Genomic DNA, 13,480 nt, shown 5'->3' on the forward strand with positions numbered 1-13,480 from the left:
ATGCTGCAGGACCCAAAAAGCCGTGTTTCGTGGTCTCGTTTCCGGGCTGACGCCGTCGGGACAACGGCGGTCGAATTCGCCATGCTGGCGCCGCTTTTTATCCTGCTTCTGCTCGGCATGGTTGCATATGGCATCTATTTCGGAGCCAGCCATTCGGTCCAGCAGATCGCCGCCGACGCGGCGCGAACGGCGATAGCCGGGCTGAACCAGACCGAGCGGCAGGCCCTGGTCACCAATTTCATCAATCACGACGTCGCCGGCTATCCGTTCGTCGACCCGCACAAGCTGACGGTCGATGCCAAGGACAGCGCCATCGACGGCAGCCAGTTCGTCGTTTCGGTCAGCTACGACGCGCGCGAGCTGCCGATCTGGAACCTGCTGGACAGCCTGCCGATGCCATCGATGACGATCAAGCGCCAATCGACGATCCGCGTCGGGGGCATATGATGCGCGCCGCTGCCGCCGCGATGCTGCGATCGGGCAGCCGGCTGATCGCCGACAGGCGCGCCAACTTCGCCGTCATGGCGGCGCTGAGCGCGCCGGTCGCGCTGGCGCTGACAGCCTTCGCGGTTGACGAAGGCGCGCTGTTCAACGAGCGCCGCGCGGCACAGTCGATCGTCGATCTCGCGGCGATCACCGCCGCGGCCAACATCAACAATGCCGAGAAGGCGGTGCTGACCACGCTGAAGGACAACGGCTTCAACTCGGTCGCCGTCCAGAAGCAGGGGACGATCATCGAGCCGACGGCCAGCAAGGCGGTCGTCCAGGTGGTGCCCGGCCGCTATTCCGGCGTCAGCGCGATCGCCGCCGGAAGCCGTTTCGAGGCCGGCAAGCTGCCCTATAACGCCGTGCAGGTGTCGCTGAAGAAGAAGGGCACGCTCTATTTCGGCGCGATGATGATGAAGCCGCCGGTGATCGGAACGACGGCCACCGCCAGCGCCCAGGCGGAAGCCGCGTTCTCGGTCGGGTCGCGGCTCGCCAGCCTCAATGGCGGCGTGCTCAACGCGCTGCTCGGCGGCCTGCTCGGCACCAACATCTCGCTCAGCGTGATGGACTACAACGCGCTGATATCGGCCGATGTCGACGTGCTCTCCTTCACCGACGCGCTGGCAATGCAACTGCATCTGACGGGCGTGAGCTATTCGGACGTGCTGGCTTCGAAGGCCACCGTCGGCCAGATCGCCACAGCCATGGCCAATGTTCCGGGGCTTGACCGCACCTCCAAGCTGGCACTGCAGACGATGGCCGCCGGCGCCACCAACACGGTCAAGATCCCGCTCAGCCACCTCATCGATCTCGGCTCCGTCGGCAGCCTCGGCGTCGGCCAGAAGCCGGCGGGGCTTACCGTCGCGACGAGCGCCATGAGCATGGTGACGGCGGCGGCGGCACTTGCCAACGGCACCAACCAGGTACAGGTCAATCTCGGCGCCACCATACCGGGGCTGACCTCCACCACGCTCAGCATCGCCATCGGCGAGCCGCCGCAATCCTCGCCTTGGCTGAGAGTCGGCGAGGCCGGCACCGTGGTGCGCACCGCGCAGACCCGCATCAAGCTGAATGCCAGCGTCGGCATCGGCAGCGGCAACAATGGGAACGGCAACTCCGGCGTGAATTTGGGCGGCGGCATCAAGCTGCTCGCCGTCAACCTGCCGCTCAATGTCGAAGTGGCCTACGCCGAAGCGAAGCTCACCGAAGTTAGCTGCCCGACCGGGCGTCCCGACAGCCTGAAGGTCGCGATCGCGGCACAGCCCGGCGTCGTCGCCGCGCATCTCGCCGACACCAACGCCAGCGGCTTTGCCGATTTCACCAAGCCGCAATCGTTCAGCGACGCCGAAATCGCCGACGTCAGCGTCAAGCTTTTGCTGGTCAACCTCAGCCTGCTGCAGATCAACGGATCTTCGGCGTTCTCGGTTACCAACATGGCGCCGACGAACCTGACCTTCAACGCCACCGAAATCGCCGCCAAGACGATGAAGACCGTGTCGACGAAGAACCTGACGCAGTCGCTCTCCACCTCGCTGGACAACAACCTGTCGCTGTCGGTCAAGGCGCTCGGTGCCGGCCTCGACGTCACCGCCCTGCTCGGCACCGTGAAGCCGGCGGTGGTGACGGCGCTCAACGGCGTGACCGCGCCGGTCGACAGCCTGGTCTACAACGTGCTTGGTGCGCTCGGCGTTCATGTCGGCGAAGCCGATGTCCGGGTCACCGGCGGGACCTGCGGACGCTCGGTGCTGGTGCAGTAGTTAGGTCGTAGAGATAATCAAATTTGCCTCTTCAAAGAGATTCAGGCCATCGAAGTCGACGTATATGGTCTGGCCTTGCACATCTATTTGATCAAGCATCGCTGAAATCGCGCCAGCGTGTTCCTTAGACAAGGATATCAATACCTTTCCGTCTTGAATCCTCACTAAGTGCTCATTCTCAGTGACAATCTTGACCTGAAAGCCAGATATCCCACCCGAAAAATTTGCGTTGAATCCAGACGACATGTCGACAACATCGCGGAGCAACAATTTCGAAGACAGCTCTCGTACCTCACGAAGCGTGCACAACACAATTACGGATGGCGGTGGCTCCCCGAACGCGACTTCGTTCGTATATTCGATGAGCATCACCGAGCCTCGCTGGACATTGACGGGCTGGCCGTCAAGTTGGTTCGCCCCAGAAAGCAACCCAGCGGCGGCAGTGACAATGCGTCTTCGGCAATGACCGCGCCGGGGCCGAGATCGACCGCTTCAACAGGCCCCAGAGCCGGCGGCAAGGGCCAGACCGCCTGCTCGTCGGCGAAGTTGAAGACGCAGACCAGCCTCTCGCCCTCACCCTCGCGGACGAAGGCAAGAACATCGCCTTCGGCATCCAGGAAGCGGATGGAGCCGCTGACCAGCGCTGGGTGCCGCTTGCGCAAGGCAAGCATCGCCCGGTAGGCGGCAAGCACCGATCCCTCCTCGCCGTTCTGGACATTCACGGCGCGGGCGCGGTGGCTGGCCGGCAGCGGCAGCCAGGGCTTGCCCGTCGTGAAGCCGCCATTGTCGGCGCCGGCAGCCCAGGCCATCGGTGTGCGGCAGCCGTCCCTGCCCTTCACGCCCGGCCAGAAGCGGATGCCGAGAGGGTCGCGCAGATCCTCGAAGGTGAGTTCCGCTTCCTCCAGGCCGAGTTCCTCGCCCTGGTAGAGGCAGATCGAGCCGCGCAGGCAGGCGAGCAGCGCGATCGAGAATTTCGCCACCCTGTCCGGATCGCCGCCCGGCCGCGTCCAGCGGCTGACATGGCGCACGACATCGTGGTTGGAGAAGGCCCAGCAGACCCAGCCGTCGGCGACGGTGCCTTCGAAAGCCTCGACGCAGCCGCGTATGTGCGCCGCCGAGAATTGCGGCCCGAGCAGGTCGAATGTGTAGCACATCTGCAGCCTGTCGCCGCCGGAGGTGTAGGCGGCGAGCGTCTGCAGCGAGCGGTCCTCGTCACCGACCTCGCCGACCGCGGCGCGGTCCTGATACTCGTCGAGCAGCGCGCGGAAGCGGCGGAGGAAGTCGAGGTTCTCCGGCCGCGTCTTGTCGAACAGATGCTCCTGGAAGGCATAGGTGGTCGTGGCGCCGTTGGTGCCGGCGACACTTTCCGCCAGGGGCGGGTTGTCGCGCAGCCAGCGGTCATGGAAATAGTAGTTGACCGTATCGAGGCGAAAGCCGTCGACGCCGCGCTCCAGCCAGAAGCGCACCGTGTCCAGCACCGCGTCCTGAACCTCCGGATTGTGGAAGTTGAGGTCGGGCTGGGCGGCGAGGAAATTGTGCATGTAGTACTGCCGGCGGGTGGCATCCCACTCCCAGGCCGGCCCGCCGAACAGCGACAGCCAGTTGTTGGGCGCATTGCCGTCGGACCTGGCATCGGCCCAGACGTACCAGTCGGCCTTCGGGTTGTCGCGGCTGGCGCGGCTCTCGACGAACCATTCATGCTTGTCGGACGAGTGCGAGATCACCTGGTCGATGACGACCTTCAGGCCGAGCCGGTGCGCCTCGGCGACCAGCGCGTCGAAATCCTCGAGCGTGCCGAACATCGGATCGACATCGCGATAGTCCGATACGTCGTAGCCCATGTCGGCCATCGGCGACTTGAAAAATGGCGACAGCCAGATGGCGTCGACGCCGAGCGAGGCGACATGGGCGAGCCTGGCGGTGATGCCCTTGAGATCGCCGCTGCCGTCGCCCGTCGTGTCCTGGAAGGAGCGCGGGTAGATCTGGTAGATGACGCAGCCGCGCCACCAGTCGGCCCCCCGCTCCCCATTGCCCTCAGTCATCCCTTGTCCTTCCCGCTGCGTGCCCGGCCGCCGGCCTTGCGCTCGATCATGAATACCACCGTCCGTCCCGGCACCGGCCGCGACAGGTCGCCGCCGCCATCCGCCGCCTCGATGGCGGCATGCCAGCGGAACCCGGTCCGTTCCGGCAGCGTGAAGACGCATTGGCGGCGGTCGCCGTTGACGACGACGGCAAGGCGGCCATCGCCGGCGCCGCCGAGCACCATGGCGAGGCGGTGCCGCCGCGCGTCGTTCCAGTCGGCCTCGCCGAGCGGCGCGCCGGATTCGGTCAGCCATGCAACATCGGGCACGTCGGAGCCGGCCGGCGGCCGACCGCTCAGGAAGCGCGTATCCGAAAGCGCCGGCACGGCGCGGCGCAGCGCGCTGAGCGCTGCCGCGTACCGCTCCAGCGCCTGATCGCGGCCTGCCCAGTCGAGCCAGGTGATGGCATTATCCTGCGCATAGGCGTTGTTGTTGCCGTCTTGCGTGCGGCCGAACTCGTCGCCCGCCGTCAGCATGATCGTGCCGCGCGAGGCAAACAGCGTAGCAAGCAGCGCGCGCCGATCGCCGAGCCGCGCCTCGACGATCGAGGCATCGTCGGTCCCGCCCTCGACGCTATTGTTCCAGGACAGGTTGTCGCCGTGGCCGTCGCGATTCTGCTCGCCATTGGCCTCGTTGTGCTTTTCCTCATAGGCGACGAGGTCGGCCAGCGTCATGCCGTCATGCGCGGCGATGAAATTGACCGTGCGGCTCTTGTCCTGCGCTGCCCTGGCAAAGACGTCGGACGAGCCGGCGAGCCGCGTGGCCAGCGTGCCGAGCGTGCCGGCATCGCCGCGCCAGAAGCGCCTGACGTCGTCGCGGTAGCGGTCGTTCCATTCGAGGAAGGGTCGAGAAAAATTGCCGAGCTGATAGCCGCCCGGGCCGATGTCCCAGGGTTCGGCGATCAGCACCCGGTCGGCCAGCAGCGGATCGCCGGCGATGGCTTGAAGCAGCGGCGCTTGCGGGTCGAACGTGCCGTCGACGCGGCCGAGCACTGGCGCCAGGTCGAAGCGGAAACCGTCGACGCCGGCATGGCGGACGAAATGGCGCAGCGTGTCGAGCACCATTTCGCAGACGACCGGATGGTCGCAGGCGATGGTGTTGCCGGTGCCGGTGTCGTTGACCAGCCTGCCGTCCGGCTCGTGCCGGTAGTAGGCCTGCGCATCGAGGCCGCGCAGCGACAGCGTCGGACCGAAGCGGTCGCTCTCGCCTGTGTGGTTGAAAACGAGGTCGAGGATGGTGCCGATGCCGGCCTTTCGCAAGGCGGCAACCGTGTCGCGCAATTCGGCTAGGCCGCCCGGCGCCAGGCGCGGATCGAGCGCCATGAAGGTGACGGGATTGTAGCCCCAGGCGTTGTGGAGCCCGAGCGGCGGCAGATGCCGCTCGTCGATCGAGGCGGTGATCGGCATCAGTTCGACAGCGGAGACGCCGAGACGCCTCAGGTGCTCGATGATTGCCGGATGAGCGAGCGCCGCGACTGTGCCGCGCTGCGCTTCCGGCACGTCCGGGTGCAGTTTGGTGAAGGAACGGACGTTGAGCTCGTAGATGAGGCCGCCGGGCTGGAACAATGGCGGCTGGGGCGACAGCGGTTCCGGCATCGCGACCACGATCGCTTTGGGCATCAAGGCGGCGGTATCGGCACCTTCGTTGCGTTTGGCCGCGAGCCGCCAGTGGTATTGATAGGGACGATCGATCTCGATGGCGTAAGGATCGGTGAGCAGCTTGTCCGGGTCGAACCACAGGCCCTTGTCGGGGGCATATGGGCCATCCGCGCGAAAGCCATAGCGGGCGCCGGCTTTGATGTCTTGTACGAAGCCCTGAAACAGCACCCTGTCCTCTGTGAACTGGAGCGGCGTTCGCTCCAGTTCTACTCGCTGGATCTCGGTTGCTCCGGCCGGATCAAACACGGAAACCCAGCCGCGCGTTGCACTCTGCGAGGCAAAAACGAAGTGAACGCCCTTACGTAGAACGTTAAACGATAGCTTGGCGCCCAGATTGCTCACGCTTGCCAGCCTCGCGGCACGTTGCAAACGTCGGAGACTAGCCGAAGCCTCGGCGACGTCGTCATCCCAGGGCGAAGCAGGAGCGAAGCTCCGTCGCGGAGACCCTGGGATCCATGCCGTGGCCTCGACCGAAGGGCGCAGCGGAGCAGAATTCTAGACCGTGGCGTCGCCGCGACGTCACGGCATGGATCCTCGGGTCTGCGCCGCGTCGCTGCGCTCCTTGCTCCGCCCGTGGATGACGATGGAACGAGCGTATCTGCCAATCGCCAAGGTGGTCGATCCGGCCAGCACCCCTCGTCCGTCTCGGCGCTGCGCGCCGATCCACCGCCTGGGGGCGAGCCACGGGTCTCGCCCCGTCCTTCGGACCCCACAAGGGGAGAAGGAAAGGCGCGCCGCGCCAGCCTCAAGTAATCACGCTCGGTTTGTCGCGGCCGGTGTGGCTCTTGATGCCAGCGATGTCGTCCGCCGCGGCGATGAGGTCGGCGAGCGCTTCCTGGGTGTCGAGATCGTGCCTTGCCTGATCCGGCTCGTAGCGCTCGATATAGACGCGCAGCGTGGCGCCGGAGGTGCCGGTGCCGGAGAGGCGGAAGACGACGCGCGAGCCGCCCTCGAACAGGATCCTGATGCCCTGGTTCTTGCTCACCGAGCCGTCGACCGGATCGTGATAGGCGAAGTCGTCGGCGGTGGCGATCTTCAGGCCGCGCACGCTCGTGCCAGGCAGCGAGGCGAGCTTGGCGCGCAGTTCATCGACCAGCCTGTTGGCGCGGTCGGTGTCGACCTCCTCATAGTCGTGGCGCGAATAGTAGTTGCGGCCGTAAGTCGCCCAATGCTCGGTGACGATCTGCTTGGCGCTCTCGCCGCGCACGGCGAGGATGTTGAGCCAAAGAAGCACCGCCCACAGTCCGTCTTTCTCGCGCACGTGGTTGGAGCCGGTGCCGGCGCTTTCCTCGCCGCAGATCGTCGCCATGCCGGCGTCGAGCAGATTGCCGAAGAACTTCCAGCCGGTCGGCGTCTCGTAGATGCCGATGCCGAGCTTCTCGGCGACGCGGTCGGCGGCACCGCTGGTCGGCATCGAGCGGGCGATGCCCTTGAGGCCGTCCTTGTAGCCCGGCGCCAGATGCGCATTGGCGGCGAGCATCGCCACCGAATCCGACGGCGTGACGAAGATGCCCTTGCCGATGATCAGGTTGCGGTCGCCGTCGCCATCGGAGGCGGCGCCGAAATCCGGCGCGTCCGGGCCCATCATCTCGTCATAGAGATGCTTGGCGTGCACCAGGTTCGGATCCGGATGATGGCCGCCGAAGTCCGGCAGCGGCTTGAAGTTGCGGCAGGTGCCGCTCGGCGCGCCGAGCCGGCGCTCGAGGATCTCCTTGGCATAGGGGCCGGTCACCGCATGCATGGCATCGAAGCGCATGCGGAAGCCGTATTTGAAATTGGCGCGGATGGCATCGAAGTCGAAAAGGTTTTCCATCAGCTCGGCATAGTCGCTGACCGGATCGATCACCTCCACCGTCATGCCGCCAGCCTTGACCGTGCCGATTTTGTCGATGTCGATCGCGCCGATGTCGGCGATCTTGAAGCTCGAGATCGTCTTGGTCTTCTCGAAGATGGCGTCGGTGATCTTCTCCGGCGCCGGGCCGCCATTGCCGGCATTGTACTTGATGCCGAAATCCTCGTGCGGGCCGCCCGGATTGTGGCTGGCCGACAGGATGATGCCGCCGAAGGTCTTGTATTTGCGAATGATGTTGGAGGCGGCCGGCGTCGAGAGGATGCCGCCCTGCCCGACCATCACCTTGCCGAAGCCGTTGGCGGCAGCCATGGCGATGGCCTTCTGGATCACCTCGCGGTTGTAGAAGCGGCCGTCGCCGCCGATCACCAGCGTCTCGCCCTCGAACCCTTCCAGAGCGTCGAAGATCGACTGGATGAAGTTCTCCGCATAGTGCTCCTGCTGGAACACAGGCACCTTCTTGCGCAGGCCGGAGGTGCCGGGCTTCTGGTCAAGATAGGGTTTGGTGGCGACGGTCCGTATCATGATTCAGGCAACCCTTTTCGAAAGCAGCAGGCGATAGAGTTCGACATATTTCTCGGCGCTCCTGTCCCAGGAGACATCGGCCTTCATGCCCTGGCGCTGGATCGAGCTCCAAACGGCGGGATTGGCATGCGCGCTGACCAGCCGGTGGATGGCATGGACGAGCGCGCCGCCATTGTTCGGCGCGAACTGGAAGCCGGTCGCGACACCCGCCGATATCGCCGCTTCGTTGGCGTCGATGATGGTGTCGGCGAGCCCGCCGGTGCGGGCGACGACCGGCACGCACCCATAGCGCAGGCCGTAGAGCTGGGTCAGCCCGCAAGGCTCGAAACGCGACGGGATGACGATGGCGTCGCAGCCGCCCTGCATGATGTGCGAGAGCGCCTCGTCATAGCCGACGACGACGCCGATGCGGCCGCGATGGCGGGCGGCGGCGGCAAGCAGCGCGCCTTCGAGGCCGGCGTCGCCGGAGCCGAGGATGGCGAGGCGCGCCCCGGCCGCGACGATGCCGTCGACGACCGCAGCCAAAATGTCCATGCCCTTCTGCCAGGTCAGCCGGCTGACGACGCAGACGATCGGACTGTCGTCACTCTCGAGATTGAAACGGTCCTCCACCGCCTTGCGGTTCTTGGCCCGCGCAGCAAGCGTCTCGGCCGAATAATTGGCCACAAGATGCTTGTCGGTCTCGGGATTCCAGATGTCGACATCGATGCCGTTGACGATGCCGTGGAGATCGATGGCGCGCATGTTGATCAGCCCGTCGAGGCCCATCCCGAATTCCGGCGAGCGGATCTCCTGCGCGTAAGTAGGGCTCACCGTGGTGATCGCCCAGGCGGCCTGCAGGCCGGCCTTGAGATAGCCGACGCCGCCATAGTATTCGACGCCGTCGAGCGCCATCGCCACGCCCGGCAGGCCGAGTTCGCCGAAGATGCCGGCGCCGAACTGGCCCTGGAAGGCGAGGTTGTGCACGGTGATCAGCGACGGCACGCCGACCGCCTTGCCGTAGCGCATATAGGCAAGCGCCATCGCCGACTGCCAGTCATGGGCGTGCACGATGTCGGGCTGGTAGCCGGAGATGGCGCCGCCGGCGATGTCGCCGCCAACCTGGCTGAGTGCGGCGAAGCGTCGCCAATTGTCTGGCCAGTCGGCGCCGGTGGCATTGCCATAGGGGCCGCCCGGCCGGTCGAACAGATGCGGCGCGTCGAGCACGAAGAGGTCGAGTCCGGCGATCTGAACGGCATGGATGGAGGCTTTGCCACCCTGCAGCAGCGGATACTGGTAGACGGCCTTCTTTTTCTTGAAGGCGGCCATCACCTGAGGGTAGCCGGGGATGAGGGTGCGCATGGCGACGCCCTTGCCGGCCAGCGCGATCGGCAAAGCGCCGGTCACGTCGGCAAGCCCGCCGGTCTTGATCAGCGGGAAGATTTCGGGCGTGACCGACAGAACCTGCATGCGCTTAATGATCCCATCCTGTCTACAGTTTAAGCTTGTCGAGCATGTCCTGGGTGACGAGGCAAATGCCCTTCTCCGAGACGCGGAAGCGCTTGGCGTCGAGGGCGGCATCCTCGCCCACCACCAGCCCTTCCGGGATGCGCACGCCATGGTCGATGACGACGCGCTTCAGCCTGGCGTTACGGCCGACATGCACGTCCGGCAGCATGACGACTTCTTCGAGCGTCGAATAGGAATTGATGCGCGCGCCGGTGAAGATCAGGCTTTTCTTCAGCGAAGCACCGGAGACGATGCAGTCGCCCGAGACCAGCGAGGAAACCGCGGAGCCGCGCCTGCCATCCTCGTCATGCACGAATTTTGCCGGCGGCTTCAATTCGGCATAGGTCCAGATCGGCCAGTCGCGGTCGTAGAGGTCGAGTTCGGGCGTGACGTCGGTCAGGTCGATATTGGCCTCCCAATAGGCGTCGACCGTGCCGACGTCGCGCCAGTAGGCCTCGTTCTCGGCCGTCGAGCGCACGCAGGATTTGGCGAAGCGGTGCGCGATCGCCTTACCGTGCTGGACGACATAGGGGATGATGTCCTTGCCGAAGTCGCGGCTGGAGCCGGGCTCGGCGGCGTCGCGGCGCAGCTGCTCCATCAGGAATTTGGTCTTGAACACATAGATGCCCATCGAGGCCAGGGCGAAGTCCGGCTTGTCGGGGATGCCGGGCGGGTCGGCCGGCTTCTCGATGAAGGAGATGATGGTGTCCTTGGCATCGACATGCATGACGCCGAAGCCGGTCGCTTCCATGCGCGGCACTTCGAGGCAGCCGACGGTGACGTCGGCATTGGCGTCGACATGCTGGCGCAGCATCAGCTCGTAGTCCATCTTGTAGATGTGGTCGCCGGCCAGGATCACCATGTATTCGGGGCCGTAGGCCTCGATGATGTCGATGTTCTGGTAGACCGCATCGGCCGTGCCTTCATACCACTGCGTCTCGGAGACGCGCTGGCTGGCCGGCAGGATGTCGAAGCTCTCGTTTCGCTCGGGGCGCAGGAAGTTCCAGCCGCGCTGCAGGTGGCGGATCAGCGAATGCGCTTTGTACTGGGTGGCAACGCCGAGGCGGCGAATGCCGGAGTTCAGCGCATTGGACAGCGCGAAATCGATGATGCGCGTCTTGCCGCCGAAATAGACCGCGGGCTTGGCGCGGCGGTCGGTCAGTTCCTTGAGACGGCTGCCGCGCCCGCCGGCCAGCACGTAGGCCATGGCATCACGTGCCAGCGGCTGGGTTCTTTTCAAGTCTGCCATTTTTACCCTCCCAAATTACCAGTGTGCGGCATCGTTCAGTCCGGGACAAATTCAAGCATGATCGTCGACAGTGGCGGCAAAAGCATCGTCGCCGATACGCCTCCACCTTCCGCCCTGGCCTCGACCACGCCGCCATTGCCCTTGCCCGAACCGCCATAGGCCGAAGCGTCTGTGTTGATGATCTCGCGCCATTTGCCGGCCTTCGGCAGCGGCACGCGGTAATTTTCCCGCGGCACCGGCGTGAAGTTGGAGATGACGGCGATCGGATTGCCGTCTGGCGCGCTGCGCAGCCAGGCGAACACCGAATTCTCGCTGTCGTCGACGATCAGCCAGGAAAAGCCCTCCGGTTCACAGTCGCGCGCATGCAGCGCCGGACGCGAGCGGTAGAGATAATTGAGGTCGCGCACTGTCTGCCAGATACCGCGATGCGGAGCGTGGTCAAGCAAGTCCCAGTCTAGGGCCCGCGCCTCGCTCCATTCGCGGCGCTGGGCGAATTCCTGGCCCATGAACAGGAGCTTCTTGCCGGGGTAACCCCACATGAAGGCGTAATAGGCGCGCAAGGTCGCGAATTTCTGCCAGTCGTCGCCGGCCATCTTGCCCAGCAGCGTGCCCTTGCCGTGCACGACCTCGTCATGGGAGAGCGGCAGGACGAAGTTCTCGGAGAAGGCGTAGACAAGGCCGAAGGTGATGTCGTTGTGGTGATGCTTGCGGTAGATCGGCTCCTTGGAGAAATACTCCAGCGTGTCGTGCATGAAGCCCATGTTCCACTTGAAGCCGAAGCCCAGCCCGCCCTCATGCACCGGCCGCGACACTTTCGGCCATGAGGTCGATTCCTCGGCGATCGTCACCACGCCGGGATGGTGGCCGTAGACCTCCTTGTTCATCTTCTGCAGGAAGGCGACTGCCTCGAGGTTTTCGCGTCCGCCCTTCTCGTTGGGGATCCATTCGCCGGCCTTGCGCGAGTAGTCGAGGTAGAGCATCGAGGCCACCGCGTCGACGCGCAAACCGTCGACATGGTATTTCTCGGCCCAGAACAGCGCGTTGTTAACCAGGAACGACACCACCTCGCGGCGGCCGAAATTGTAGATCGCGGTGTTCCAGTCGGGGTGGAAGCCCTGGCGCGGATCCTCGTGCTCGTAGAGCGCGGTGCCGTCGAAGCGGGCGAGACCATGCGCGTCGACGGGAAAATGCGCCGGCACCCAGTCGAGGATGACGCCGATGCCGGCGCGATGCGCGCCGTCGACGAAACGGGCAAAGCCGTCGGGGTCGCCGAAACGGGCGGTCGGCGCGTAGAGGCCGGTGGTCTGGTAGCCCCAGGAGGGGTCGTAGGGGTGCTCGGAGATCGGCAGGAATTCGATATGGGTGAAGCCGCTGTCGGCGACGTAGGGGATCAGCCGCGCGGCGAGTTCGTCCCAGCTCAGGAACGTGCCGTCGTCGCGAAGCTGCCAGGAGCCGGCGTGGACCTCGTAGATCGAGATCGCCTCGCGCCTGGGGTCGGCACTGCGCCAGAACGTGCGGTGCGCCTCGTCGCCCCACTCATGCGCCATCGGCGGCGCCGTCACCGAGGCGGTGGCCGGGCGCAGTTCCGACTCGAAGGCGAACGGATCGGCCTTCAGCGGCAGCCGCACGCCGTCGGGGGCGATGATCTCGAACTTGTAGGGCTGGCCCGCGCCGATATCGGGGATGAACAGTTCCCAGATGCCGGTGTCGCGGCGGTCGCGCATCGTGTGTCGGCGCCCGTCCCATTCGTTGAATGCGCCGACCACCGAGACGCGCCGCGCATTGGGCGCCCAGACGGCGAAATGCACGCCGGTGGCGCCCTCATGGTCGATGACATGGGCGCCGAGCTTGTCGAAGAGCCTCAGATGCGAGCCCTCGGCGATATAGTAGTCGTCCAACGGGCCGAGCACCGGGCCGAAGGAATAGGGATCGGTCAGCCACCAGTCGCCGCCGGCATTCCTGGCATGATAGCGCAGCGGCTGACGCTTCCTGAGCGTGAGCTTGCCCTCGAAGAAACCCGCATCGTCGCGTCGCGACAGCTCGCCTGCCGCCTTGCCGCTCAGCGTGTAGGCGGTGACGAACTCGGCGTTCGGGACGAAGCAGCGGGCAACAAAACCCTTGCCGGCCTCATGCACGCCGAGAACCGCGAAGGGATCGCCATGCGTGCCGGCGACAATCGCCGCGACATCGCCGGCTGGCGCCAGTCCGTCCGGCCCGCTCGTCGCAGCGGTCGCGCGCGGCTTCCTCATCAGGCGGTCGCCCTCCCTGGGCACTCGTATTCAAATACTAGCGGAGGTTTGACTTCGACATCTGCATCGCCGACTGGTCCTGGATCGGTCGCAAGTGTCAAACTCACTCCACTAGGGGCCACGTTGTTCGTGACCTCA

At 65.3% G+C, this 13,480-nt stretch carries 9 protein-coding genes; 2 read left to right on the top strand and 7 right to left on the bottom strand.

Annotated elements, in window-relative coordinates; genetic code table 11:
- The first annotated feature begins 81 nt into the window (after window positions 1-81).
- Together EN846_RS12365 and EN846_RS12370 are read left to right on the top strand one after the other, a co-directional pair.
- Entirely contained in the window at window positions 82-447 is a 366-nt protein-coding gene (locus EN846_RS12365; RefSeq protein ID WP_245478389.1) for a TadE/TadG family type IV pilus assembly protein, read from the top strand.
- The gene (locus EN846_RS12370) at window positions 444-2,243 is read left to right on the top strand and encodes a TadG family pilus assembly protein (protein WP_127394040.1); all 1,800 of its coding nucleotides are present in this window, start codon (window positions 444-446) and stop codon (window positions 2,241-2,243) included. The genes EN846_RS12365 and EN846_RS12370 overlap by 4 nt, the downstream gene beginning before the upstream one ends.
- Here EN846_RS12370 and EN846_RS12375 read toward each other — a convergent pair whose 3' ends face one another.
- From EN846_RS12375 to glgB, 7 genes are all read right to left on the bottom strand, one after another.
- On the bottom strand, window positions 2,244-2,615 hold the full coding sequence (locus EN846_RS12375) for a hypothetical protein (RefSeq protein WP_127394041.1): 372 nt from the start codon (window positions 2,613-2,615) through the stop codon (window positions 2,244-2,246).
- A complete protein-coding gene (locus EN846_RS12380; RefSeq protein WP_128346492.1) occupies window positions 2,612-4,285 on the bottom strand; it encodes an alpha-glucosidase family protein in 1,674 nt (557 codons plus the stop codon). The genes EN846_RS12375 and EN846_RS12380 overlap by 4 nt, the downstream gene beginning before the upstream one ends.
- On the bottom strand, window positions 4,282-6,315 hold the full coding sequence (glgX, locus tag EN846_RS12385; RefSeq protein ID WP_128346495.1) for a glycogen debranching protein GlgX: 2,034 nt from the start codon (window positions 6,313-6,315) through the stop codon (window positions 4,282-4,284). Before glgX ends, EN846_RS12380 begins: the two co-directional genes overlap by 4 nt.
- A gap of 412 nt (window positions 6,316-6,727) precedes the next feature.
- Window positions 6,728-8,356 carry an alpha-D-glucose phosphate-specific phosphoglucomutase gene (locus tag EN846_RS12390; protein WP_127393442.1) on the bottom strand — a complete coding sequence of 543 codons (1,629 nt, stop codon included), beginning with the start codon at window positions 8,354-8,356 and terminating at the stop codon, window positions 6,728-6,730.
- A gap of 3 nt (window positions 8,357-8,359) precedes the next feature.
- The gene (glgA, locus tag EN846_RS12395) at window positions 8,360-9,805 is read right to left on the bottom strand and encodes a glycogen synthase GlgA (protein WP_127393441.1); all 1,446 of its coding nucleotides are present in this window, start codon (window positions 9,803-9,805) and stop codon (window positions 8,360-8,362) included.
- A 22-nt stretch (window positions 9,806-9,827) separates the two neighbouring features.
- Entirely contained in the window at window positions 9,828-11,093 is a 1,266-nt protein-coding gene (gene glgC / locus EN846_RS12400; protein ID WP_127285589.1) for a glucose-1-phosphate adenylyltransferase, read from the bottom strand.
- A 35-nt stretch (window positions 11,094-11,128) separates the two neighbouring features.
- Complete coding sequence (gene glgB, locus EN846_RS12405) at window positions 11,129-13,342, bottom strand: 1,4-alpha-glucan branching protein GlgB (protein WP_127393676.1); 2,214 nt, start codon at window positions 13,340-13,342, stop codon at window positions 11,129-11,131.
- Window positions 13,343-13,480 lie beyond the last annotated feature (138 nt).

The organism is Mesorhizobium sp. M4B.F.Ca.ET.203.01.1.1, from assembly GCF_004791025.1.
Taxonomy (GTDB): Bacteria; Pseudomonadota; Alphaproteobacteria; order Rhizobiales; family Rhizobiaceae; genus Mesorhizobium; species Mesorhizobium abyssinicae.

What these genes read in the sequence shown, in the direction of transcription:
- EN846_RS12365 (WP_245478389.1), top strand. Translation starts at nt 82, where the DNA reads ATGCTGGCGCCGCTTTTTATCCTGCTTCTGCTCGGCATGGTTGCATAT.
- EN846_RS12370 (WP_127394040.1), top strand. Translation starts at nt 444, where the DNA reads ATGATGCGCGCCGCTGCCGCCGCGATGCTGCGATCGGGCAGCCGGCTG.
- EN846_RS12380 (WP_128346492.1), bottom strand. Translation starts at nt 4,285, where the DNA reads ATGACTGAGGGCAATGGGGAGCGGGGGGCCGACTGGTGGCGCGGCTGC.
- EN846_RS12390 (WP_127393442.1), bottom strand. Translation starts at nt 8,356, where the DNA reads ATGATACGGACCGTCGCCACCAAACCCTATCTTGACCAGAAGCCCGGC.
- glgA (WP_127393441.1), bottom strand. Translation starts at nt 9,805, where the DNA reads ATGCAGGTTCTGTCGGTCACGCCCGAAATCTTCCCGCTGATCAAGACC.
- glgC (WP_127285589.1), bottom strand. Translation starts at nt 11,093, where the DNA reads ATGGCAGACTTGAAAAGAACCCAGCCGCTGGCACGTGATGCCATGGCC.
- glgB (WP_127393676.1), bottom strand. Translation starts at nt 13,342, where the DNA reads ATGAGGAAGCCGCGCGCGACCGCTGCGACGAGCGGGCCGGACGGACTG.